This window comes from Mucilaginibacter sediminis, assembly GCF_051903035.1.
GTDB lineage: Bacteria > Bacteroidota > Bacteroidia > Sphingobacteriales > Sphingobacteriaceae > Mucilaginibacter.
The window spans coordinates 3,209,049-3,232,299 of the sequence record NZ_CP170602.1 but is presented as its reverse complement, the minus strand read 5'-3'; the positions used below and the strand labels follow the sequence as shown (position 1 = coordinate 3,232,299).

Annotated in this window: 21 protein-coding genes; 7 read left to right on the top strand and 14 right to left on the bottom strand. The window is 42.4% G+C overall.

From position 1 onward, the window contains the following. The first annotated feature begins 1 nt into the window (after nt 1). A complete protein-coding gene (arfB, locus tag ACFGVS_RS12875) occupies nt 2-412 on the top strand; it encodes an alternative ribosome rescue aminoacyl-tRNA hydrolase ArfB (RefSeq protein WP_439698936.1) in 411 nt (136 codons plus the stop codon). A gap of 124 nt (nt 413-536) precedes the next feature. On the opposite strand, the gene rodA is transcribed toward arfB, so the two are convergent. The 6 genes from rodA to purH form a co-directional block, all read right to left on the bottom strand. Beyond that, nucleotides 537-1,811, bottom strand: coding sequence for a rod shape-determining protein RodA (gene rodA / locus ACFGVS_RS12870; RefSeq protein WP_439698935.1), 1,275 nt, complete (start codon nt 1,809-1,811; stop codon nt 537-539). 1 nt (nt 1,812) lies between these two features. Further along, a complete protein-coding gene (mrdA, locus tag ACFGVS_RS12865) occupies nt 1,813-3,825 on the bottom strand; it encodes a penicillin-binding protein 2 (protein WP_439698934.1) in 2,013 nt (670 codons plus the stop codon). Continuing rightward, nucleotides 3,822-4,340 carry a rod shape-determining protein MreD gene (locus ACFGVS_RS12860; RefSeq protein ID WP_439698933.1) on the bottom strand — a complete coding sequence of 173 codons (519 nt, stop codon included), beginning with the start codon at nt 4,338-4,340 and terminating at the stop codon, nt 3,822-3,824. The genes mrdA and ACFGVS_RS12860 overlap by 4 nt, the downstream gene beginning before the upstream one ends. Next, complete coding sequence (gene mreC / locus ACFGVS_RS12855; protein WP_090651246.1) at nt 4,340-5,164, bottom strand: rod shape-determining protein MreC; 825 nt, start codon at nt 5,162-5,164, stop codon at nt 4,340-4,342. The genes ACFGVS_RS12860 and mreC overlap by 1 nt, the downstream gene beginning before the upstream one ends. 100 nt (nt 5,165-5,264) lie before the next feature. Further along, the gene (locus ACFGVS_RS12850; protein WP_090651245.1) at nt 5,265-6,287 is read right to left on the bottom strand and encodes a rod shape-determining protein; all 1,023 of its coding nucleotides are present in this window, start codon (nt 6,285-6,287) and stop codon (nt 5,265-5,267) included. Nucleotides 6,288-6,502: 215 nt separating this feature from the next. After that, a complete protein-coding gene (purH, locus tag ACFGVS_RS12845; protein WP_439698932.1) occupies nt 6,503-8,032 on the bottom strand; it encodes a bifunctional phosphoribosylaminoimidazolecarboxamide formyltransferase/IMP cyclohydrolase in 1,530 nt (509 codons plus the stop codon). A 244-nt stretch (nt 8,033-8,276) separates the two neighbouring features. Between purH and fabG the strand changes: the two genes are divergently transcribed. The 4 genes from fabG to ACFGVS_RS12825 all read left to right on the top strand — a co-directional run bounded on the left by fabG (nt 8,277) and on the right by ACFGVS_RS12825 (nt 12,606). Continuing rightward, nucleotides 8,277-9,020 carry a 3-oxoacyl-[acyl-carrier-protein] reductase gene (fabG, locus tag ACFGVS_RS12840; RefSeq protein ID WP_439698931.1) on the top strand — a complete coding sequence of 248 codons (744 nt, stop codon included), beginning with the start codon at nt 8,277-8,279 and terminating at the stop codon, nt 9,018-9,020. Between the two features lie 221 nt (nt 9,021-9,241). Further along, nucleotides 9,242-9,904: a hypothetical protein gene (locus tag ACFGVS_RS12835; RefSeq protein WP_439698930.1), complete on the top strand. Its 663-nt coding sequence runs from the start codon at nt 9,242-9,244 to the stop codon at nt 9,902-9,904. A 77-nt stretch (nt 9,905-9,981) separates the two neighbouring features. Then, complete coding sequence (locus tag ACFGVS_RS12830; RefSeq protein ID WP_439698929.1) at nt 9,982-12,072, top strand: hypothetical protein; 2,091 nt, start codon at nt 9,982-9,984, stop codon at nt 12,070-12,072. A gap of 102 nt (nt 12,073-12,174) precedes the next feature. Then, the gene (locus ACFGVS_RS12825) at nt 12,175-12,606 is read left to right on the top strand and encodes an endonuclease domain-containing protein (protein ID WP_439698928.1); all 432 of its coding nucleotides are present in this window, start codon (nt 12,175-12,177) and stop codon (nt 12,604-12,606) included. A 123-nt stretch (nt 12,607-12,729) separates the two neighbouring features. Here the strand turns inward: ACFGVS_RS12825 and ACFGVS_RS12820 are convergent, their stop codons facing one another. Then, a complete protein-coding gene (locus ACFGVS_RS12820; RefSeq protein ID WP_439698927.1) occupies nt 12,730-13,053 on the bottom strand; it encodes an FtsB family cell division protein in 324 nt (107 codons plus the stop codon). A gap of 117 nt (nt 13,054-13,170) precedes the next feature. Then, complete coding sequence (locus tag ACFGVS_RS12815; protein WP_274212077.1) at nt 13,171-14,508, bottom strand: DEAD/DEAH box helicase; 1,338 nt, start codon at nt 14,506-14,508, stop codon at nt 13,171-13,173. Nucleotides 14,509-14,741: 233 nt separating this feature from the next. On the opposite strand from ACFGVS_RS12815, the gene ACFGVS_RS12810 reads away from it, so the two are divergent. After that, nucleotides 14,742-15,158, top strand: a complete 417-nt coding sequence (locus ACFGVS_RS12810; RefSeq protein WP_274212078.1) for a hypothetical protein — start codon at nt 14,742-14,744, stop codon at nt 15,156-15,158. On the opposite strand, the gene lspA is transcribed toward ACFGVS_RS12810, so the two are convergent. Both lspA and eno read right to left on the bottom strand, forming a co-directional pair. Further along, nucleotides 15,155-15,685, bottom strand: coding sequence for a signal peptidase II (gene lspA, locus ACFGVS_RS12805; protein WP_439698926.1), 531 nt, complete (start codon nt 15,683-15,685; stop codon nt 15,155-15,157). The two genes, ACFGVS_RS12810 and lspA, sit on opposite strands and share 4 nt — an antisense overlap. A gap of 146 nt (nt 15,686-15,831) precedes the next feature. Continuing rightward, nucleotides 15,832-17,127, bottom strand: a complete 1,296-nt coding sequence (gene eno, locus ACFGVS_RS12800) for a phosphopyruvate hydratase (RefSeq protein ID WP_439698925.1) — start codon at nt 17,125-17,127, stop codon at nt 15,832-15,834. A gap of 286 nt (nt 17,128-17,413) precedes the next feature. On the opposite strand from eno, the gene ACFGVS_RS12795 reads away from it, so the two are divergent. Then, nucleotides 17,414-18,913 carry a serine hydrolase gene (locus ACFGVS_RS12795; RefSeq protein ID WP_439698924.1) on the top strand — a complete coding sequence of 500 codons (1,500 nt, stop codon included), beginning with the start codon at nt 17,414-17,416 and terminating at the stop codon, nt 18,911-18,913. A gap of 13 nt (nt 18,914-18,926) precedes the next feature. Here the strand turns inward: ACFGVS_RS12795 and ACFGVS_RS12790 are convergent, their stop codons facing one another. From ACFGVS_RS12790 to ACFGVS_RS12775, 4 genes are all read right to left on the bottom strand, one after another. Continuing rightward, nucleotides 18,927-19,661: a DUF2490 domain-containing protein gene (locus tag ACFGVS_RS12790; protein ID WP_439698923.1), complete on the bottom strand. Its 735-nt coding sequence runs from the start codon at nt 19,659-19,661 to the stop codon at nt 18,927-18,929. Between the two features lie 506 nt (nt 19,662-20,167). Continuing rightward, nucleotides 20,168-21,286, bottom strand: coding sequence for an ABC transporter permease (locus ACFGVS_RS12785; protein ID WP_439698922.1), 1,119 nt, complete (start codon nt 21,284-21,286; stop codon nt 20,168-20,170). 154 nt (nt 21,287-21,440) lie between these two features. Further along, nucleotides 21,441-22,205: an ABC transporter ATP-binding protein gene (locus ACFGVS_RS12780; protein ID WP_090651231.1), complete on the bottom strand. Its 765-nt coding sequence runs from the start codon at nt 22,203-22,205 to the stop codon at nt 21,441-21,443. A gap of 725 nt (nt 22,206-22,930) precedes the next feature. Beyond that, nucleotides 22,931-23,224 carry a GNAT family N-acetyltransferase gene (locus tag ACFGVS_RS12775; RefSeq protein ID WP_439698921.1) on the bottom strand — a complete coding sequence of 98 codons (294 nt, stop codon included), beginning with the start codon at nt 23,222-23,224 and terminating at the stop codon, nt 22,931-22,933. Nucleotides 23,225-23,251: the final 27 nt, after the last annotated feature.

Genomic DNA, 23,251 nt, shown 5'->3' with positions numbered 1-23,251 from the left:
AATGAACCTGAATAAAGCCGATTTACAAAAAGAAATAAACTACAAAACGTCACGCAGCGGGGGTAAGGGAGGCCAAAACGTAAATAAAGTATCAAGCAAGGTTGAACTTTTGTTTGATGTTGCCGGTTCCGGCTTATTTACTGATGATGAGAAATTATTGCTCACGGGCAAATTGCAAAACAGGTTAAATAAAGATGGCCTGGTACAAGTAATTTGCGATGAAGAACGCAGCCAATACCTTAATAAAGAAAAAGCGGTTGAAAGGCTGATTGCCCTTTTAGGTCGCGCCCTGCAGGTACAAAAAGTGCGTAAACCCATCAAAGTAAGCAAGGCCGCCAAAGCCGCCCGCCTTGACAACAAAAAGAGACAATCGGCAAAAAAGGAAAACAGGGGAAAAAATTATGAAGAATAATTTTTTTGATGTGCAGATATGCAAATTTCAGGTGTGCAGATGTTTTTTTGTATAGGAAATTAAGAATGCCGAAAATGTGTGTTATTAGTACGCTTTCGTTATCCAAACGCTTATTTTTTGCAGTTTAAATAATCCCCATTCTGTTAGAATCGAACTTAATGAGCACGAAAAGCAGGATGGTGAAACTTAATAACGACGACCCCCCGTAACTTATAAACGGCAGCGGGATACCGATAACAGGTACTATCCCTATCGTCATGCCGATATTGATTACGACGTGGAAGAAGAGCACAGAGGCTACCCCATAACCATAGATGCGTGAAAAGGGGGATCGCTGTCGCTCGGCGATAAAGATAACCCGGAGAATGAGGAAAATATAGAGGCCTAATAACACAAGCGAGCCCGCAAAGCCCCATTCCTCGCCTATGGTGCAAAAAATAAAATCGGTACTTTGCTCGGGCACAAATGAGTATTTGGTTTGGGTACCATGTAAATAACCTTTACCCCACATTTTGCCCGAGCCTATGGCAATTTTTGATTGGTTTACATTATACCCTTTGCCCCTTAAATCGGTAGTGATGCCCAAAATGATGTTAATGCGGTCTGTTTGGTGGGGTTTTAAAACATTGGTGTAGATGAATTTTACACTAAATACAAAGGTGATGGAGATAGCAAGCCCTATCAGCATGGTACTGATAAGTTTGCGGTTACGCCTGAATAAAAAGATAACCAGGGCAGTAAATGCCACCAATGCAATGATGATATGCAAGGGATTAAACAGGAGGGCCACCACAAAAAGTGTGATCAGCAAACCGGTTACGATGAGGAAGTACGGTGATAAACCTTCCCGGTAGAGTACAAAGATAAGCGAACAAAATACCAGTGTTGAGCCAGTATCCGGCTGCAGCATAATCAATATCATCGGCAAGCCAATGATAGCCCCCGCCGCCATAAAAGATTTTGGATCGGTAACGCGGATATTCGGCCCGCTCAGGTACCGGGCCAATAGCAGGCATGTAGCAAACTTGGCAAACTCCGACGGCTGTAGCCTGAAACCGCCGCCAAGGTTTATCCAGGCCTGGTTACCGCCAACATTGCGGCCAACAACCAGTACAACTATTAACAAAAGCACTGTTACAACATAAAAAGCCGGCGACAGGGCACTAAAAAAGCGACTTTCCAACAGCAGGATGATCATGCCAATTACTACAGCCACAATGATGTATATAAATTGCTTACCATAATTGGTGGCGCCATCTATTATACTTGGATGCCTTTCATCAAAAACCGCGGCATGAATGTTGAACCAGCCAATAGTACACAGGATAAGGTATAGGAACACCGTAACCCAATCAACATTAAAAAAGAAGCTGCGCTGATTATTATTGTTGTTGTTCATGCTATTTGCCAGCCCCCCTGCCTGCTAATAAATTGCCCCAGCTATTCGGTTTGTTATTGTTTGCCGTTTTTAAACGCGCTGCCTTTTTTATGGAATCGGCCTTGAATTTTTTTATCGAGTCGGCCTTCACCGCTCGGATACTATCGCGCATGCGTTCTTTCTTCAAATCCATGGCGTAAAGGGTCAAATCGGGCATGCGGTTAGCATTGGCAAAATAATCAACCGTAATGCCCGATTCGCGCGGTGTTATCTTACCTCTTAAATATTTTTCGACGATAAAACTGGCAATAGGGGCCGCCCAGTGCGCACCCTCGCCCGAGTTTTCTACAACAACGGCAATGGCTATTTTAGGGTTCTCGCGAGGTGCAAAGGCCACAAATACCGAGTTAGCCTCGCCACGCGGATTTTGCGCTGTACCTGTTTTACCGCACATGATAATGCCCGGAATTTTTGATCTGCGGGCGGTTCCATCCTCTACCACAGCCTGCATCCCATTTATAACAGGTTCAAAGTATTGCGAATCTATACCCACATAGTTTCTTTTGGTATACTCGGCCTTAATAACGTTTTCGGTACCAATGGCTTTAATTAAATGTGGCTTGTAAAAGAAGCCATGATTGGCAATGGTACATTCCAGGTTGGCCATTTGCAGGGGTGTCGCCAATAGCTCGCCCTGGCCTATCGCTAAAGAAATGATGGTGCTGGCGCGCCATCCCCCTTTTTTATAAACGTTGTCGTAATGTAAGGGCGTTGGTACGTTTCCGCGGCTTTCGGCAGGCATATCCAGGTCCAGCCGGGCACCTAAACCAAATTTCATCACGTTGGCCCTCCACTTTGTAAATTCGGCTTCAGTATATTTTGCTCCGCTGCGTTCCAATATCCGCTGAAACACCATCGAAAAATAACCATTACAGGATTCGGCTACAGCCCTGCCCATGTTAACGCTACCGTGAGCTTCGCCATTGTTACATGGCACCAACCGGTTGCCAGCCCTGTAATGCCCGGTGCAATAGTATGTTTCTGAAGGGGAGATGATATTTTCCTGCAAAGCTATTAAAGCGCTTAATGGCTTAAATGATGAGCCTGGCGGATACTGAGCCTGTATAGGCCTGATGAAAAATGGCTTATACGGATTGTTATACATTTTAGCAGCGTTGTTACCGCGTTCGCGGCCCACCATCAGGTTAGGGTCGTAACTGGGGCTGCTTACATAAGCCAGGATCTCGCCGCTTGATGGTTCAATGGCTACAATACTACCCAGCTTATTTTGCATCAGATGTTCGCCCAGCTTTTGTAATTCTATATCTAACGAGGACGTAAGCCGCTCGCCGGTACGGGCTACCGTATCAAATGCGCCATTGGCGAACGAGCCTTTTTGTACCCCGCGCGAATCAACCATCATGTTTTTAACACCGCGCTGCCCGCGTAAAACATTTTCGTAAGCTTTCTCTACACCTGTTATACCAATATAATCGCCCAGCCGGTAATAGCCATTTGAGCGCTTGATATCGCGGTCCTGTGCCTCACCAATATAACCTAAAAACTGCGCCGCAACCGAATCGGGATAAGTACGTACTGTGCGGGGCAAGGCATAAAAGCCAACAAAATCATTTATTTTTTCTTGTATCGAAGCAAAGCGCTCGGCCGATATTTGTTTTTCAAAAGGGGAGTCTTTATTTGGCGAATATTTGATGGCTTTTATCCAGCGCTTGTCAAAGCCGGCTTTATCAATACCCAACAGGTTACAAAATGCAACGGTATCAAAGGGCTTTACATCTTTGGGCGTTACCATGATATCGTAAATAGGCACGTTTTGTACCAGTATTTTACCATTTCTATCTAAAATGGGCCCGCGGGCCGGGTATTGGATAAAACTACGGATAACGTTTTTGGTAGCGTAAATAGCGTAGCGGTCGTCAACTATCTGGATATAGTAAAGCCTGGCCAGCAGCGTAAAAATTATAGTAACAAAAATGCCGGTTATAACGTAGCGACGCTCGAAAAAATTATTCATTTACGTTCTTTCCTTTTGAAAAATAGCAGGCCCGAAACAAGTATCAAAAATACCGTAAATATTGAACTTAAAACAACACGGCTTAGTGTGTATTGTATTTCAGAAAACCGGAATACTTCCAGGGTTAGCAGGAAAAAATGATGGGCAAACGTAAGTATCACCGTATAAGTGAAAAACCACCTGAAGCCCATAATGCTCAGGGTTGGTTCAGGCTCGTTGTCAAACCCTTCTTTTTGCACGGTTATATTGATGAAAAGGATGCGCACCAGGGCAAGCACCACACAAGCGGCGGCGTGCAGACCGGGAGTATCGTAAAATGCATCTACTGTAAGGCCTAACAGGAATGATAATACAAACAGCAACACATTCGGTGTCTCGAACGGAAGCAGCAATATAAACAGGATATAAAAGTAAGGAGTAGACAGGTTGTAAAAAGTGATGTTTTTGAGCAGGAATGCCTGCATAAACACCAATAACAAAAAGCGGATTACATTGATGATGATAGTGCGGCCCATTATTTGACTTCTGCGGCCTCCAATCCGGCTTGTTCCTGTGCGTATTTGTTAACTACTACGTATATGTATTGCAGTTTGCTAAAATCAACCGAAAGGCCAACCTCTACATTAAGCAGCAAGCCGCCTTCTTTGGCATGCAGGTTGGTTACCTTGCCAAAAGGGATCCCGGTTGGGAAAAGCGAATAACCTGATGTTACTACCATTTCGCCCAGGGTGGGCTTGGCATCATTTTGCAGGCTTAGTAAACCCTTACGCGGATTAAGATCGTTTCCCCATATAAATGAGCCAACAGATTTATCTTTTACCAGCATTGCGCTAAACTGGCTTTTTGAATGCAGTAATGATTTTACAATAGCGTAATGGTCTGTTACGTCGGCTATCATACCCACCACACCGGCACCACAAATTACACCCATATCTTTGGCTATGCCATCCCTGCTGCCCTTGTTTATGGTGATGTAATTATTGGATTGATTAGTTGAATTATTGATAACACGGGCTACCAGGTAAGTATATTGCTGCTTGTAAACAGTATCAACAACTTTATGCTTTTCGGTAGTATCAACATAAAATGATGTTTTAAGCATTCCCCGTAACCTTGCGTTTTCTCGTGCAAGGCTGTCGTTTACGTCCTTTAGAGATAAATATCCCTTAAACTCGCTTACCTGCCCAAATAAACTGCCGGTAACCTGGTTTTGCGAACTGATAAAAGTAGCCTTTTGAAAAGAGTTGTATTTGATATAGATAAGCAACGCGCTCACCTCAAAAATCAGGAATAAAAAAAACGCGTTATACTTAGTGATAAATATCAAGAGGTTACGCATCGCTTTATAATTAGTGAATTAGTGAATAACTGAATTATTGAATTGAAAAAGCAATTAAAAATCACTAATTCACTAACTCAATAATTCAGTCATTGATCAACTATTGCATTAAAAATTTAAAATTACCTATGTTTTTAAGGGCGGTTCCTGTGCCACGTACTACGGCCCGTAGGGGGTCTTCGGCTACGTGAACGGGCAGTTTGGTTTTGGCTGCCACACGTTTATCAAGGCCGCGCAATAGAGCACCACCACCAGTTAGGTAAATACCAGTCTGGTAAATATCTGCCGAAAGCTCGGGCGGGGTAATTTCCAGCGCTTTTAATATCGCTTCTTCTATTTTGGAGATAGATTTATCAAGACAATGTGCAATCTCTGTATACGATACCATGATTTGTTTTGGCACGCCGGTCATCAAATCGCGGCCTTGTACTGCAAAATCAGCCGGTGGATCTGCCAGCTCGGGCAGTGCTGCACCAACTTCAATTTTAATTTTCTCGGCAGTACGGTCGCCAATCATGATATTGTGCTGGCGGCGGATGTATTGTACAATATCCGAGTCGAAGTTATCACCCGCTACGCGGATGGACTGATCGCACACGATACCCGATAACGCGATAACCGCAATCTCGGTAGTACCACCACCAATATCGATGATCATATTACCCATAGGCTCTTCCACATCAATGCCTATACCTACCGCGGCAGCCATTGGCTCATGTATCAGGTAAACCTCTTTGGCGCCTGCAATCTCGGCCGAGTCGCGCACCGCGCGTTTCTCAACCTCGGTAATACCCGATGGGATACAGATAACCATACGCAACGATGGGAAGAACCATCCTTTACCCTGGTTTATCATTTTGATCATACCGCGTATCATGTGTTCGGCAGCGTTAAAGTCGGCAATTACACCATCTTTAAGCGGGCGAACCGTACGGATATTATCATGTGTTTTACCCTCCATTTGCATGGCCTGGCGCCCAATGGCAATAACCTTGTTGGTAGTCCTGTCGAACGCCACGATAGACGGTTCGTCAACAACAACTTTATCATTATGTATAATGAGGGTATTGGCAGTACCCAAATCAATAGCAATTTCCTGTGTAAAAAAGTTAAATAAACCCATCTAATGTTTCCCTTGAAATAATCTGCAAAGTTTATAAAAATACGCTTAATAAAATTACATACTTGCAATTAAAAGCGTTAAAAATTAATATTTATTGTTTGCGCGGGTTGATTAAGTTGGATTGGGTTGATTAGGTTGATTGAGTTGTTATACTCGCTCTTGTTTTTTTAAACCACTCACTTAATCCAACTCAATCAACCTAATCAACTCAAACATTAATGCTTAAAATGACGCACTCCTGTGGTTACCATCGAGATGTTTTTTTCATCGCACATGGCTACAGATAGTTTATCGTTTATTGATCCGCCTGGTTGTAATACAGCGGTAACACCGGCTTCGGCAGCCAGTTCCACACAATCAGGGAACGGGAAAAACGCGTCGGAGGCCATCACTGCACCATTCAGATCGAAGCCGAAGCTGTTGGCTTTAATAACCGCCTGTTTCAATGAATCAACCCTTGAGGTTTGCCCAACGCCACTTGACATCAGCTGGCCGTTTTTGGCAAATATAATGGTGTTTGATTTGGTATGTTTTACCACTTTATTGGCAAAAAACAAATCTTTCAGCTCCTGCTCGGTCGGCTTGCGGTTGGTAACCGGGGTCATTTGTGCCGGGCCTTCAATAACTGCGTCTTTATCCTGCTCAATAACACCGTTAAGCAAAGTTTTAAACTGCTTAGCCGGCAATTCAACCGGTTGGCGAACTAAAATAATGCGGTTCTTTTTAGCCTGCAATATTTGCACTGCTTCGTCGGTATAGGCAGGTGCAATCAGCACTTCGTAAAATATTTTGTCAATCTCGGTGGCGGTAGCGGCGTCTATCTCATCGTTAGCGATAATTACACCGCCAAAAGCCGAAACCGGGTCGCAAGCCAATGCATCTATCCAGGCTTCTTTAATAAACGAGCGCGAAGCAATGCCGCAGGCATTGGTATGTTTTAATATGGCGATGGTTGGCTCGCCGGTAAATTCGTCAATTAACGCAACTGCTGCATCAACATCTACCAGGTTGTTGTACGAAAGCTCTTTACCATTCAGTTTGTTAAACATGGCATCCAGGTTGCCATAAAATGTACCTTTCTGGTGCGGGTTTTCGCCGTAACGTAAGGTTTGGCTGGTAAGGATGCTTTGTTTGAACACCGGCAGCGGCTCTTCCTGGTTAAAGTATTGGAAAATGTGTGTGTCGTAGTTTGAAGTAATGTTGAATGCCTTTTGCGCAAATGATTTACGCTGATCAATAGTGGTTACGCCATCCTGTGTTTTCAGGATGTCTTCCAGTATGCCATAGTCGTCTTTTGAAGCAACGATGGTTACATCTTTAAAGTTTTTTGCACCGGCACGGATCAGGGAAATACCACCGATATCAATTTTTTCGATCACATCTTCGGCACCTGCGCCAGATTGCACAGTTTCTTCAAACGGGTAAAGATCTACAATTACCAAATCCAATTCAGGGATTTCGTATTCGGCCAGTTGTTTCTCGTCGCTATCAAAGCTACGGCGGGCCAAAATTCCACCAAACACCTTAGGGTGCAGGGTTTTAACACGACCGCCTAATATAGACGGGTACGAGGTAAGATCCTCAACAGGTATCACATTTACCCCTAAATTGCGGATAAAAGTTTCGGTACCACCGGTAGAATATATATTAACACCAAGGCGATTTAACTCGAGAATTATTGGCTCTAAATTGTCTTTATAGTAAACAGAAATTAAAGCATTTTTTATTTGAACAGACTGGCTCATTTACAGTGATTTTTTGAGCCGCAAAGGTAGTGAAATAGTATCAAGTAGTAAGTATCAAGTAGCAAGACAAATTAAAAAAAGATGTAGGGCACAACTATGCTCATTTTTAGTGGCTTAAATTGAATGGCAAGCTGCCCTAACACCATTGTTATCCATCAGTTACCTGCCGCTAACCAGTCTTGATACTAACTACTTGATACTTGATACTAAAACAACTAACTTCACCGCCCGAAATAGTACATAAATGAAATTATTAGAAGGAAAAACCGCACTTATCACCGGTGCATCAAAAGGAATAGGCCGTAAAATAGCCGAAAAATTTGCCGAGCACGGCGCTAATGTAGCTTTTACTTACCTGTCGTCTGTTGAAAAAGGGCAGGCTTTAGAGCAGGAATTGCAAAGCTTTGGTACACAAGTTAAAGGCTATCGCTCCGATGCCTCAAAATTTGACGAAGCCGAAAAATTGATAGCTGATATCATTGCCGATTTTGGCACCCTTCATATCGTGGTTAACAACGCCGGTATCACAAAAGACGGTTTACTGATGCGCATGACCGAAGAAGCCTGGGACGAAGTAATGAACGTTAACCTGAAATCTATCTTCAACGTAACCAAAGCGGCATCAAAGATCATGATGAAAAACCGTAACGGTGTGTTCATTAACATGAGCTCGGTTGTAGGTGTTCAGGGTAATGCCGGGCAGGGTAACTATGCCGCTTCAAAAGCAGGTATCATTGGTTTCTCCAAATCAATGGCTAAAGAATTGGGCTCGCGTAATATCCGTACCAACGTGGTGGCTCCTGGTTTTATCAAAACAGAAATGACCGAAGTGTTAGACCCTAAGGTGGTTGAGGGCTGGGCGGCAGCAATCCCGCTTAAACGCGCCGGCGCTACTGAAGACGTAGCCAATGCCTGCGTTTTCCTGGCATCAGATATGGCAACCTATATTACCGGGCAGGTTATTCCGGTTGATGGGGGGATGCTATAATTGTAAGTCAAAATTCAAAAGTAAAAATTCAAAAAGTTTTTGCGTCGGAACTAAACGACGGGAGACTTAAGTTTTTAAAACTAAGTCTGGGGTTTGACAACAGCCGAGGACTATTGATAACAAATATCTTAACAAGGCAGGCATTCAGCTTGCCTTTTTTATTTTATGTTTTGGAATAGTAATTTCTATATTGCAATCAAAGCCTTATATCGCAACTTGCTATGAAAATCGAGAATTATAAGAATCTAATTGTAAATCTACCAGTTAGAGAACAAGCATTCACAACCAAAAGAAGCACTTGGGAGTACGCGGAAAAAGATTTTAGCTGGCTGAAAATTGTAAACGATGACCTGTTTCAGGGTGAGGAAACCTTGACTATTAGTCGTCAAGATATTTTTGATTCTCATAAATCAATTAAAGTGGTAATTTTAAAAACTATCTACTGGGGCTATACGGGAGGGATGAGGGGAAATCATTTTATTAAGCTTTTGGGGGGAGACAATTTTAATAAACTTGAAAGCATGCTTATTAAGCATAAAGCCAATCTTAACCTAACTACATCTGATTTTACGGAGTCTATAAAAATTGTAAAAGGCATAGGCGGTATTGGTTTATCGACTTACAGCAAAATGCTTTATTTTCTTGACGTGAGATTTGATAACAATCCATGTTTGATTTTGGATCAGAGACTTATCAGTGTTTTCTCAGGCAAGATATACGAGGAGTTCACATTGATAAACAAAATCAGATACGACAATACCGAGAACTATTATCTCGAATATTTGGACTTGGTTAATAAGGCCTCGATTATTCTTAACACTAAAGGTGAAAACATCGAACAGTTTCTTTTTATGTTCGGTAATAATTTGAAACCAGTTTCTTAATTTCCCTTAATTCAGCCTAAATTTCTGATATTGCACCATAACGTAAAACGTACAACGTAATACGTATCACTTATAATATGCTATTTCTATTTTCACTTACATGGGGTTCGGTTTCGGGATGGTGGGTGCCTGCCTGTTTGCTGTTAGGAATTGTATATGCCTGGCTGCTTTACCGGCAACCGGTAAACCTTGGTAAATATTTCAGGTATGGGCTTTCGGTTATCCGCGCGGTGGTGGTGTTTTTTATAGCGATGCTGCTGGTATCTCCATTGGTAAAATCCGTCAAATACGATCCGCAGAAGCCATTAGTATTAATAGCGCAGGATAATTCATCATCCGTAAATACATTTAAAGCACCAGGTTTTAATGCTGATAAACTGGTAAGTGATCTTGCTAAACTTAAGGAACAGCTGGGCGATAAATACGATGTGCAGGCGTTTAATTTTGATAAAGATCTGTACAATGGGCTGTCCAATAAATTCAACGGTAAGCAAACCGATTTAGCAAATGCCCTCCACCAGCTAAACAATAAATTTGTAAACCAAAACATTGGCGCGTTGGTTTTAGCCACCGATGGTTTATACAACCAGGGGAACGACCCGCAATATGAGGCTAAAAACATCAGGACGAGTATTTATACCATTGCCTTTGGTGACACGGTGGCCAAACGCGACCTGTTGATTGGCAATGTAAACTATAACAAAACCGCCTTTTTAGGTAACGATTTTGAGGTAGAGGTTTTAACCGCCGCCTACCAAAGCAAAGGCGAAAACATTCATCTATCTGTCGCCGAAGATGGCAGGCAAGTATTCTCGCAAACTATCCCGGTAACCGGCACCGATTTTAAAAAGCTTGTGCCTGTTAAGTTAACGGCCGATAAAAAAGGCGTTCGTAAATTCACCATCAACATAGCCCCGGTTAAAAACGAACTATCAACCCAAAATAACACCGAAGTTATTTATGTAGATGTTTTGGATGCCCGCCAAAAGGTATTGGTGCTTTATCAAAGTGCGCACCCCGATATCACGGTCATCAAACAAGCCATCGAGACAAATAAAAATTATGAGGTAAAAACAGCACTACTGGCCGACATGACCGGCATAAAACTGCCCGATTACAGCCTTATCATATTATATCAAATTAGTGCAGGCACCTTTGCACCCGTGAAAAAATTCATCGCCCAAAGCAAAATCCCGGTTTGGTACGTCTTAGGTTCGCAAAGCGACTTGCCGGCATTTAATACTGAGCAAGGCGTTGTGAAAATAAGTGCCGGCCGCAGCGAAACGCAGGAAGTTTATGCCTTGCCCGAAGCGGGTTTTGCCGCTTTTACCTTGTCTGATTCGTCGCGTAAAAAGATCAGTAATTTGCCGCCATTGCTTGCCCCGTTTGGTAGCTACGGAACAGCAGCGGGCACCACCATGTTATTAAAGCAAAAAATTGGCGCTATCGGCACAAGCTACCCCTTACTGGCTTTTGGTGATGAAGGTGGCCACCGCACCGCTGTTTTAACCGGCGAAGGCATCTGGCGCTGGCAGCTATCCGAGTTTCAAAACTTCGGCAACCGAAATGCTACAGACGAGTTGTTGAGCCAAACGGTACAGTATTTAACGGCCAACACCAACAGGCAGCGCTTCCGCGTTTACCCGGCCCGCAACGTATTTGACGAGGGCGAAAACGTGATCCTGAACGCCGAGTTATACAATGATGCGCTTGAATTGATTAACACGCCAGATGTGAAAATCGACCTGAAAAGCAGCTCAGGTAAAAACTACAGTTTCCTTTTCAGCCGCAGCGGACCAAGTTACCAATTAGATGCCGGAGCCTTACCTGTTGGCGAGTATAGCTATACTGCATCAACCCAAAACGGGAAAAGCCAGTTTAGGGCATCCGGCCAGCTTACCGTTAAAGCCCTGAACCTGGAAACCCGCCAAAGCGCCGCCAATCACCAGTTGTTAAAAACACTTGCCCAACAAAGCGGCGGGAAAATGCTGTATCCATCGCAAATCGGCCAGCTTGCAGAGATGATCCGCAAGAACGACAATATTAAGACTGTGGTTTATGAAGATAAGCGCTACAGCGATGTCATTGATGTAAAATGGCTGTTTGTGCTGATATTGCTGCTATTAAGTGGCGAATGGTTTTCAAGGAAAAGAGAAGGCGAGGTTTAGGGAAAGACTCAAGATAGTTGCATATTGAATTAAAAAAAGCGGCGGGCTGTGCGATTCCCTCCCAACGGGAGGGTGCAGGGAGGGGTTTATTAAAGCGACAAAATGGCGAATAGAAAGATCATTCCATACAACCCGGCGCTAAAAGCCTTAGCCCGAAAGCTCAGGAAAACCATGACCGATGGCGAGTTGCTGCTTTGGAATGAATTGAAACATGATAAACTACTGGGATTCGACTTTGACAGACAGCGTTTTATAGACGAATATATCGTTGATTTTTATTGTCGAGATTTAATGCTGACCATTAAAATTGATGGCATGTCGCATAACAACGAGGTGGCCTTTGTCAAAGACCAAATACGTCAGCAAAAATTGGAGAACTTCGGGATAAAGTTTTTGAGATTTACTGAGGCCGAAATGAAAAATGATATGTTTAACGTGCTCAGAACAATAGAAACTACTGCAATTGAGATTATCAAAAATGATAGTACTATTAAATTGCCGAAGGATTTTGATCTGGAGTTACTAACTACATAGTGCTTTATTAGTGTGAAGCAACCCCTCCCTGCACCCTCCCGTTGGGAGGGAATCGCACGAGCCCACAGTTTTTGCTGCAAAAAAATAGCGATGAACAATTCACCGCTATCAAATATCTTAACTCTATTTTTCCTTTTTCTCCGGGACAATCAGATAAACATCTTCGTTGTCCTTTTTCATCAGGTATTTTTCGCGGGCAAATTTTTCTAATTGTTGCCGGTTGGATGTTAGTTCGTTTAACTCTTTGGTAACCTGGTCTGTTTGGGCTTTATAAAAATCGCGTTCTTTTTTAAGCTTGTTTACCTGGGTGCGGTATTCGTATTGCGAGAAGAGGTCGTTTTTATCGAAAAAAATCATCCAAACTACAAAAGCCAGCGTAACCAAAAAGAATTTATTCTTAAAAAGGCTAATGAGGCGTTTCATCGATATGGGTTCTTTGAATTTCATTTAAAGCTATTTATTTTTCTTGAAGGTTGCAAATATTTTTGGTGAGTGGTTGATTAAGTGACTGGTTGACGTTTAACTTAATCAACCACTCACCCAATCAACCACTCACCTAATCAACTATCTCCTGCCCGATGAACGGCTGGCTCCGCTCATGCCGCTGCCGCCGCCGGTTGATTTGTTGCCTCCCGAGCGACCGCCACCTGATCTGCCGCCGCCGGATGGTTTGCGGCCACTACCGCCACGGCCGCCTTCGCGTTTAAAGCTGCCCGATCCTTTTTTGGATTGGCCTGCCACTAAGTTTGCTGCCATCGCCACAGGGCTCATCGGGTAAGGGTGACCCTCCTCAACAGGGATTTCTTTCCCTATCAGTTTATGGATGTCGCGTAAAAACAGGATCTCTTCCGAATCGCAGAACGACATGGCTATGCCGTCGGCACCGGCCCTGCCTGTACGACCGATACGGTGTACATAAGTTTCGGGGATGTTAGGCAATTCGTAATTTACAACGTGTGTAAGCTCATCAATATCAATACCACGGGCAGCAATATCTGTAGCTATCAGCACGCGGGTGGTACGGTTTTTAAAGTTGGTTAAAGCCCGCTGACGCGCGTTTTGTGATTTGTTACCGTGAATAGCTTCGGCAGTAATGCCAACCTTGTTCAGGTCTTTAACCACTTTATCGGCACCGTGTTTGGTACGGGTAAATACCAGCGCCGTTTTAATTCCTTTATCTTTAAGTATGTGGATCAGCAATGATTTTTTATCATTTTTTTCTACATAATACAAAGCCTGTTGTATAGTATCTGCTGTAGACGATACCGGGGTTACTTCTATCCGTTCGGGATTGGTTAAGATGGTATTGGCTAATGATGTTATTTCGGCAGGCATGGTAGCCGAGAAAAACAGCGTTTGCCTTTTTGATGGTACTTTGGCGATGATCTTTTTTACATCGTTTACAAAGCCCATATCCAGCATGCGGTCGGCTTCGTCCAGTATCAGCATCCTAACCTGGTCAAGGTGTACAAAGCGCTGGTTCATTAAATCCAGTAAGCGGCCCGGGGTTGCTATCAAAATATCAACGCCACGGCGTAAGGCATCAACCTGCGGGTTTTGCGATACGCCACCAAATATAACCAGGTTTTTTAAGCCGGTATGTTTTCCATAAGCTGTAAAGCTTTCGGCAATCTGGATGGCCAGCTCGCGGGTTGGGGTAAGCACAAGCGCCTTAATAGCTTTTTGCTCTTTATGGGCCATCCTGTCCTGGAACAGTAACTGCAGCGTAGGCAGCGCAAAGGCGGCGGTTTTACCGGTACCTGTTTGTGCGCAACCCAATAAATCGCGGTGATTTAGTACAATAGGAATGGCTTGCGCCTGGATAGGGGTAGGTGTTGTATATCCCTCGGTTTTTAAGGCCTTGAGGATAGGCTCAATTAATTTTAAATTTTCGAATGACATGTTTGTTTGAATGTGCAGATGTGCAAATTTCAGATGTGCAGATATGCTTGTAATATTATAGACTGATATGCCTATGTTTTTAACGAGGCATAATTTTCTGCAAAGATACGCTTTTTTATATTAAGATTAATTTGAACAAACCAAAGGTTACTTTGCTAATAAAATGGTATCAATAATAACTCAGTTATCTAAAAATGAAAAAATGTACCGTAGTCACAATTAGCTGTTTCGTTATGTTTATGTTTTCATGCATTTATGATCCCGGAAATAATGACATCACTATCATTAACAACACTACCGACTCATTATATTATTATGTGCATGGTTATCAATCAGAAAATGAATATACTTTTAACTTTGCTTATGATTCAATAGCAGCAAATGATACAGCTAAAAGGCGGCATGATATAGCTTATAACATTAATGGTAATCAGTTATTACCTCATGATACCATCCACCCTGCAATTAACGCCTCGAGTTGGAAAATTAAGGCAGTGGATAAGGGTGGGTTAACTTTTTTGTTTTATAGAAGAGATATTCAGCAATTGCCGGAGAATACACCACTTACCTATAAAAACATCTATAAAAGAATTGATTTAACAGTAGGGCAGTTGGATAGCTTGAAGTATAAAATAGAGATCAAGGATTAAGCCGTAACCGCTTTCCCGGCGGCCGCTTGCCTTTTCTGTTCGCGCTCGCGCATAAAGGCGTTCAATAGCAGCATGCCTACACCAACCATAATAGCTACATCGGCAATGTTGAATATGCCGGTTTCAAAAATGCCAAAGTTCATGTGTACAAAATCGGTTACGCTGCCATAAACGGCCCTATCATACAGGTTGCCTATGCCACCTGCCAGTATTACAATAATGCCGGCCTGGTTAAGCAGTGTTAAACCACGTTTTAATAGCACGTATAATAAACCCCAGGCCAATGCCGCGGCTGGTAAAACCGAAAGCAGGATAAAATGCCATGGATTGGCCAGCTTATCGCCGATACTTAAAAATGCACCTGTATTTTCTACCCTGGTAATGGTCAGAAAGTTTTTCACAACCGTAATGACAATAGAAAAATGGATATGATCACGTACATATATCTTGCTGATCCTATCGGCGCCAATAACTAAAGTTAAAAGCAATAACAACCACAATCCCCGCGAAACCCTTTTCTTATCCATCAAAATTTAGTACTGGTATTTTGTTTATAACGTAACAGGCGTTACTTAAGTTGTAGGCTCACATAAATTGCGGCCCCAAATATTGGTCATTTTATAAAAAAGAGCCATCCGTTTTGTTTACAGATGGCTCATTATATCGGTCGAAATTATTTTTTGTAGAATTTAAAATCTTTACCAATGAATTTTGCGTTTGCGCCTAATTCTTCTTCAATACGAAGCAATTGGTTGTATTTAGCGATCCTGTCTGAACGTGAAGCCGAACCGGTTTTGATTTGACCGCAATTTAATGCTACAGCTAAATCTGCAATAGTAGCATCTTCTGTTTCGCCAGAGCGGTGGCTCATTACTGATGTATAACCGTTGGTTTGTGCTAAAGTTACCGCGTTGATGGTTTCTGTTAACGAACCAATCTGGTTTACTTTTACCAGGATTGAGTTTGCAGTATCCTCGTTAATACCACGTTGTAAACGTTTGGTGTTGGTTACAAATAAATCATCACCCACCAGCTGTACAGTTTTGCCCAGTTTTTCGGTTAATAATTTCCAGCCATCCCAATCGTCCTCGGCCATGCCGTCTTCAATCGAAATAACAGGGTATTTGGCAACAAGTTCGGCAAGGTATTCAACCTGCTCGGCGCTGGTGCGGATAGCACCTTTTTCGCCTTCAAATTTGGTGTAGTCGTATTTGCCGTCTTTGTAAAATTCAGATGCAGCACAGTCAAAGGCGATAAAGATATCTTCGCCTGGTTTGTAGCCTGCTTTTTCAATGGCTTTTAAAATGGTTTCAACACCATCTTCGGTACCTTCAAAAGTAGGAGCAAAACCACCTTCGTCGCCTACAGCTGTTGATAAGCCACGGTCGTGCAGAATTTTTTTCAGGTTGTGGAATACTTCGGTACCCCAACGCAATGCTTCAGAGAAAGAAGGGGCGCCAACCGGCATAATCATAAATTCCTGGAAAGCGATAGGTGCATCAGAGTGCGAACCACCGTTGATGATGTTCATCATCGGGATAGGTAAAGTATTGGCATTTACACCGCCAATGTAACGGTATAAAGGCTGGCGGCTTTCCTGTGCTGCTGCTTTTGCAACGGCCAATGAAACACCTAATATAGCGTTGGCGCCAATTTTGCCTTTATTTTCGGTACCATCAATTTCAATCATCAGGGCGTCGATGCTGTTTTGATCAAATACATCAATGCCTTTTAATTCGGGAGCTAAAATGTCATTTACGTTGGCAACAGCTTTTAACACGCCTTTACCCATGTATTTTGTTTTATCGTCATCGCGAAGTTCAACAGCCTCGTGTACACCGGTTGATGCACCAGAAGGTACCGCAGCGCGACCGAACGCAGCATTTTCAGTTAATACTTCTACTTCGATAGTAGGGTTGCCGCGCGAATCTAAAATCTGGCGGGCGTGTACGTCAATTATTAAGCTCATTTTTTTATTGTCAGATATTTGTAATTTGTAAACCGGCGGCTAAGTTAACAGCAAATTCAAGAAATCACAATTGAAATTTGCTTTTATAAACGAATATCGCCGATGATCTTCAATATTTAACATTAAATTAATATACAGAGGAATTTTTTTACAAAACATGGTATGTTGATTTCATTATCTGAGTAATTGCACATTAGTACTATCAGTAATTTGTTAAAAATAAAATTGCTGGAAAAAATGAATGCCTTTGTCACGCTTTAAAGCGATATGTTGTCTTTAAAGTACCATGAAAAAAACACTATTAATGTTGATGTTATCCATATTGGCAAGCAGCCTTGCTAAAGCTCAAAATTTAAGAATACGCCTTGATAGCCTCTTTAACAAACAATATGCCGAGGGACGGCTAAACGGCAACGTTTTAATTGCCGAAAAGGGGAAGATAATTTATAAAAGATCTTTTGGCTATGCAGATATAAATCGTAAGATTTTAAATGATGATCAATCTGAGTTTGAACTGGCATCGGTTTCAAAAACCCTAACCGCCACAGCGGTTTTACAGCTCATGCAAAAAAATAAAGTTGGTTTAAATGATCCCTATAAAAAGTATTTTCCGGCTTTTCCATATCCGAGCATAACTATCCGCAATTTGCTTTCACATACATCGGGCTTACCAAGGGATAAGGAAAATATTTTTGATACTGTTTTGAAAGCATGTCCGGACGATAAATTCAGTTATCATGATATTCTTGCAACAATAGAAAAATATCATCCCCCGCTTAGTTATATTCCTGGCGAAAAGTGGACATACTCAAACATAAATTACAACCTTTTGGCCCTGCTTGTTGAAAAGGTAACCAATATGCCCTTTGATAAGTATATGAAAAAATACGTTTTTAATCCGGCCGGAATGAACAACACTTATTTTAAAACAAATCCACCCACTCCACAGTCTCACATTACAAGGGGATATTATTACCCGAAGCACTACTACGCCAATTTGAAACCGGTAGATTCTGTAATCGAATTTGTGAATGACAGTAAAAACTACACTGTATTTTGGGGCCAAGGCAGCCTGGTTAGTACAACATTTGACCTTTTCAAATTTGATCAGTCGCTTTATAGTAACAAGCTGGTAAACTTGGCTATACTTGAGCGGGCATTTAAGCCGGTGATTTTGAATGACGGAAAAGAGGCCGTAGCCGGTGGGGGCGTTTCATATGGTTTGGGATGGTATGTTTTAAAAACAGTCCCATCAGAAGAAATTGTTTTACACACCGGTTACGTACCTGGTATCAGAACTGTATTTTTTAGAAATGTTTCAAAAAATCAAACGGTAATTGTTTTTGACAATACTGAAAGCCGAGCAAATTTCATAACCGGGTCAAATGCCTTATGTATTTTAAATAACAGGAAACAAGAGGTTACTAAAATTTCAATTGCAGATAGGTACGCAAAGATCATCTCAAAATCCGGGCCTGATGCCGCCGCGGTTAGTTTATTTATAATGAAGGCTGATACCACAAATTTCAATTACAACGGTGGTGAAATGGACTACATTGGGCATGAACTGCTTAAAGACGGCTACGCTGAGAAAGCCTTGGAAGCCTTTAAAATAAACGTGTTATTAAATCCAGCTAATGCCCTGGGTTACCGCAGTTATGGTGAAGCATTGACCAAAGCAAACAAAAAACAGGATGCAATACGAATGTATAAAAAAGCGATTTCTTTACAACCCGACGATACGAATGCAAAAGTAGCATTGGAAAAACTGGAGGCAGAAAAATAGTATAACTGATCTATTAATCGGTCGTAGTAGGCACATGCTCCCGTTCCACCGAGTTTTTGCGGTTAATACGATACATCAGCATCAGCATAATATTGTGTTTGGCGCTGCTTTGTATCGCCGTATAATTACGTTGGTTTATCCAGCCGGCCTGCAATATCCAGCTTTTATCAACCTGGTAACCCAAAGCAGCAGAAATGCGGTTGCGTTCGAAATTGGGCACCCTGTTATTAAAAAAAACTTCGTCAAAAACCGAGATAAACCAGGTGTCGGCAATAATTTTTTTGTGATTTAACGGGATAAACATGTTTAGGCGATATCTGAAGCGGTTGCGATAATCGCCATTTACCCAGCGCTGCTCTATACGGTAACGATGTTCGAATTTAAAGCGGTCCAGAAACTGGTTAACCGTCATTTGCTCCCAAAACCTGAATTCATTGGTTGTTGGGCCTTTGTCGAGATCGGTATAATCATAAGTATGGTAAGTTCCGGTACCAAGCAGGGCGGTAAAATTTTTATCCAGATCGTAACTTACGCCCGCTTTTGCCTCGTAGTACTGAAACTGTGTAAACGCACCGTTTGTTCGGGTTTGAATTTCGGAGTATCCGCCCCATTTATGAGCGCTATCGCCCGGTAATACAACGGTGGCTATGCCCCATGTACCAACTTTGGTATCCTGGGCTTTAACGGCAGATGAACATACCGTTAACAAAATAAAAACTAAAACGGCACCAATGTTGATTTTGAACATAACTTAGGGGTTTAATTGTGCAAATGTATTTCCTTAATGTTACGTTAGTGTTAAGTTACAACGCCTTAATGTTAAGGTAATGTTAAATTTTATCGGTAAGCGGGCCGATGGAAAAGAAAAGTTTATTTTGTTAATGTAGTGAGATTTAAAATTTGTCGATTTAAGGCGATGCCTGCGGCCCGGGCTAACCGCTCATACGCGCACATGGCATTAGGCGCGGGCCGGTATCCGCTTTTATCCCTATCGCGAATTGTCTTAATCAGCATTTTTCACCTTTGTTTGTTTTTAAGAGGTGTTCAAGAAGGCTACGCCGTTTGCGGATTTAAAGAATGAGCAGAAGATATCAGTTTAGTGTTAACCTTGAAAAAAAAGATAAAATATTGATTATTAGGTATTTATAAGAAAATAACCTAAAATGTGTTAAGTTATGTTAACCCAACTAAGATGCGTTTGCTCTGGGGGCAATCAATCTTACTGCTTGATACTAACTATTTGCTACTAAAAAACTATTCCCATTTAAAAGTTTTGATAGCCACAGCATAAACAATCACAAACCAAATTAAAAGGATCAGGAGTTGATCTGTTACATCTGCCAGGCCCGCACCTTCAAAAGCCACCTTGCGCATAGCATTGTTTAAATGTGTTAAAGGCAAAGCGTTACTGATGGCCTGCAGCCATTTAGGGAAAGCTGTTACTGAAAAGAAAGTGCCCGACAGTAAAAACTGCGGCATGGTAATAATGTTAGACAGGGGAGGTACCGAACCCTCGTTTTTGGCAATGCCCGAAATAATGAATCCAAAGCCCATAAATATAATGAGCCCGAACGCCGAGAGCACCAGCATGTTAACTACCGTGATAAACCCGTGGATAAGCGTAAAGCCAAACAGGTAATGGCCAACTAAAATGATGAACAACGCACCCAGTAACGAGAAGGTTATTCTGGCCAAAGCCTCGCCCAAAACAATGCTTGATCGTTTTACCGGTGTAGCAAAAAAACGCTTGATAACCAACGTTAAACGTAAACTCAGGAAAACAAAGGCAGTACCAAAAACGCCGCTGCTTAAAATGGAAAAACCTAACTGCCCGGGTAAAATAAAATCGATGTATTTATAAGCACGGCCTGATACGGTAGTTTCCTCCAGATGCACAGCCTCGGGTATTTTAAAGCCCGATACCGATTGTATTTTGGCTAACTCGGCCAGTTGCGCGTTATAAGAAGCATTGTTCAGTATCGATCGTAAAATGCCTCCTTTGTTTGAAGCCTTGCTGTATTGCACTTTTATATTCAAGGGTTGCATAGGTACTAACGGCTTAATATCTATAATAGCATCTATTTGCCCTTTAGCCAGGTTCTTATTCATTTCATCAGCCGACTGATCGGTAATAAAATTTATCAACTGCTTTTGTTTAAGTTGCTGATAAAGTTTTCCGGTAGTATCGCAGCCTTTGGCAACACCAACATCAACAGAAGGGGCCCCGCCGCCAATATTGGCAAAAACAATTATAAATATTAAAGGGAAGGCCAGCGTAAACACAACCGCCGAGGGGCTGCGCAGTATGGCCCTGAAACTTGCTTTGGCAATCGCCAGGGTTGCTTTAGTATTGCTATATTTCTTTTGGTTCATTAGTTCACTTGTTCATTAGTTCATTGGTCTTTTCTGGCGGCGTTATTGGTTATTGAGCCATTTGCCTGCGGCGTCATTAGGTCATTGTTTGGAGGGTGGCTTAAGTTATCGGCCGGTATTAACTGATAACTGCAAACTCAAAACTGCCAACTGATCACCCTTCCCGCCATTCTTTACCTGTAAGGTTAATAAAAACATCCTCCAGGTTGGCCAGTTTAACTTGCTTTTTACGTTCGAAACCGGTTTCAACCAGTTGGTCAATAAAGTGATCGGGGGTATCTATGCCAATGATGTGGCCGCCGTCAACAAAGGCTACCCTGTCGCATAGTACTTCGGCTTCATCCATATAGTGGGTGGTAATTACAACGGTTGTGCCCTGGTCGCGTATTTCGCGGATCAGGTCCCAAAGGTTACGGCGGGCTTGCGGGTCAAGGCCGGTTGTGGGCTCATCCAAAAAAATGATCCTTGGGTTATTAATAAGCGTGGTGGCGATAGAGAACCGCTGTTTTTGCCCGCCCGAAAGATCTTTATATTTTGCTTTGGCTTTATCAACAAGCGCAACTTTCTCCAGCATTTCGGTGGGTGTTTTGTCAACCCCATATAAGCCGGTAAACAGTTCTATCAACTCCGATAGGTTAAGGTTGGGATAGTAGCCGGCAGCCTGTAACTGCACACCTATTCGCTGTTTAATGCTGTCTTTATCGGTATCAATATTAAAGCCGTCGACAGTGATTTCGCCCGACGTTTTTTCGCGCAGGGTTTCAATAACTTCAAGTGTAGTAGTTTTTCCGGCGCCATTGGGGCCAAGTAAGCCGAAGATCTCGCCCTCGTAAACTTCAAAGCTGATGCCTTTTACGGCTGCAAAATCGCCGTAGTTTTTTACCAGGTTTTTTACAGTGATAATGGGTGGTTTTGCCATAGGGTAAAAATGCAACAGAATAATGAAATAACCATGAATTATTTAAAAGCGCCCGGCCCCCTCTAAACGGCGCAGCCATCATGAACAACCCTTAAATAAAAACAATGTGAATAATCTCCCCCGGAAGGGGAGGCTTTTTTAAGCTCTCCCTTCCGGGGAGGGTTTGGGTGGGGCTGCTCTTTATGTTTTTGGTTACGGGCTCATCGTGGTTTTAACCGTTTTATCTTCGGCTGCCGATTTTGCCCAGTTCCTGTTTGTTTTATCTCCCTTTTTGCATGGCGTTATCTTTTATAAATAGCATTATGGGAGTAACGTTGATATATATAGAACCTGACAATCAAAAGCTCCCCTCAAGGGGGCTGGGGGGCTTATTTTATCAGGTGACCGATGGAATTAATGATAGCTTCGGCGTGCTCAGCAGCTTTAACTATCAGGTGGATGATTTGTATAGCAAGTAAAGTTTTCATGGTGATTGCGATTTGTTGATTCAAAAATGCAAACAGAGTGGCCTTTTAACTATGGTTATTAGGCGAAGCAAAGCAAACTTCCGGTAAACGGCGGAAAATTACCGATGAATGAGGAGTTGAAACGGCGGTTAGTCGGTGAGAGTTTAAATAATAAAAGCGGCGGGTAATTGGCTGCCGATCGATTTTTAAAAAGGTTTGGCTGTAGCCATAAAAACAAACCGCCCGGAAACCTGATATTTCCGGGCGATTTCTTTAAGCTTATTCTGCTATTGCAAGTAAACGCTTCCACTCGGGGTGGCGTTTTAAATAAGCAATGATATATGCGCAAAGCGGCACAATTTTCAGGTGGTGTTCTTCAATATAATTAAAGGCCTTTTCAACAATGGCGGCAGCAACACCATTGCCCTCCATTTCTACGGGTACTTCAGTATGTATCAGGTAAATTTTATCGCCCTTTAACTTGTAATCAATAAAGGCCCTGTTGCCATCTACAATAAGTTCAAAATTGTGTATGGCTTCGTTATTAATAAGTGGGATGTCCTGGTATTTCATGTTTTTTTTAAATTTGTGCCGAAACTA

Bases quoted from the DNA above. Each gene is read 5' to 3' on its own strand.
- eno (WP_439698925.1), bottom strand. From the start codon at position 17,127: ATGAGCTTAATAATTGACGTACACGCCCGCCAGATTTTAGATTCGCGC.
- ACFGVS_RS12795 (WP_439698924.1), top strand. From the start codon at position 17,414: ATGAAAAAAACACTATTAATGTTGATGTTATCCATATTGGCAAGCAGC.
- mreC (WP_090651246.1), bottom strand. From the start codon at position 5,164: ATGCGTAACCTCTTGATATTTATCACTAAGTATAACGCGTTTTTTTTA.
- ACFGVS_RS12820 (WP_439698927.1), bottom strand. From the start codon at position 13,053: ATGAAATTCAAAGAACCCATATCGATGAAACGCCTCATTAGCCTTTTT.
- ACFGVS_RS12785 (WP_439698922.1), bottom strand. From the start codon at position 21,286: ATGAACCAAAAGAAATATAGCAATACTAAAGCAACCCTGGCGATTGCC.
- ACFGVS_RS12825 (WP_439698928.1), top strand. From the start codon at position 12,175: ATGGCGAATAGAAAGATCATTCCATACAACCCGGCGCTAAAAGCCTTA.
- fabG (WP_439698931.1), top strand. From the start codon at position 8,277: ATGAAATTATTAGAAGGAAAAACCGCACTTATCACCGGTGCATCAAAA.
- lspA (WP_439698926.1), bottom strand. From the start codon at position 15,685: ATGGATAAGAAAAGGGTTTCGCGGGGATTGTGGTTGTTATTGCTTTTA.
- ACFGVS_RS12850 (WP_090651245.1), bottom strand. From the start codon at position 6,287: ATGGGTTTATTTAACTTTTTTACACAGGAAATTGCTATTGATTTGGGT.
- ACFGVS_RS12835 (WP_439698930.1), top strand. From the start codon at position 9,242: ATGAAAATCGAGAATTATAAGAATCTAATTGTAAATCTACCAGTTAGA.
- ACFGVS_RS12775 (WP_439698921.1), bottom strand. From the start codon at position 23,224: ATGAAATACCAGGACATCCCACTTATTAATAACGAAGCCATACACAAT.
- mrdA (WP_439698934.1), bottom strand. From the start codon at position 3,825: ATGAATAATTTTTTCGAGCGTCGCTACGTTATAACCGGCATTTTTGTT.
- purH (WP_439698932.1), bottom strand. From the start codon at position 8,032: ATGAGCCAGTCTGTTCAAATAAAAAATGCTTTAATTTCTGTTTACTAT.
- arfB (WP_439698936.1), top strand. From the start codon at position 2: ATGAACCTGAATAAAGCCGATTTACAAAAAGAAATAAACTACAAAACG.
- ACFGVS_RS12780 (WP_090651231.1), bottom strand. From the start codon at position 22,205: ATGGCAAAACCACCCATTATCACTGTAAAAAACCTGGTAAAAAACTAC.
- ACFGVS_RS12830 (WP_439698929.1), top strand. From the start codon at position 9,982: ATGCTATTTCTATTTTCACTTACATGGGGTTCGGTTTCGGGATGGTGG.
- ACFGVS_RS12815 (WP_274212077.1), bottom strand. From the start codon at position 14,508: ATGTCATTCGAAAATTTAAAATTAATTGAGCCTATCCTCAAGGCCTTA.
- ACFGVS_RS12790 (WP_439698923.1), bottom strand. From the start codon at position 19,661: ATGTTCAAAATCAACATTGGTGCCGTTTTAGTTTTTATTTTGTTAACG.
- ACFGVS_RS12860 (WP_439698933.1), bottom strand. From the start codon at position 4,340: ATGGGCCGCACTATCATCATCAATGTAATCCGCTTTTTGTTATTGGTG.
- ACFGVS_RS12810 (WP_274212078.1), top strand. From the start codon at position 14,742: ATGTTTATGTTTTCATGCATTTATGATCCCGGAAATAATGACATCACT.
- rodA (WP_439698935.1), bottom strand. From the start codon at position 1,811: ATGAACAACAACAATAATAATCAGCGCAGCTTCTTTTTTAATGTTGAT.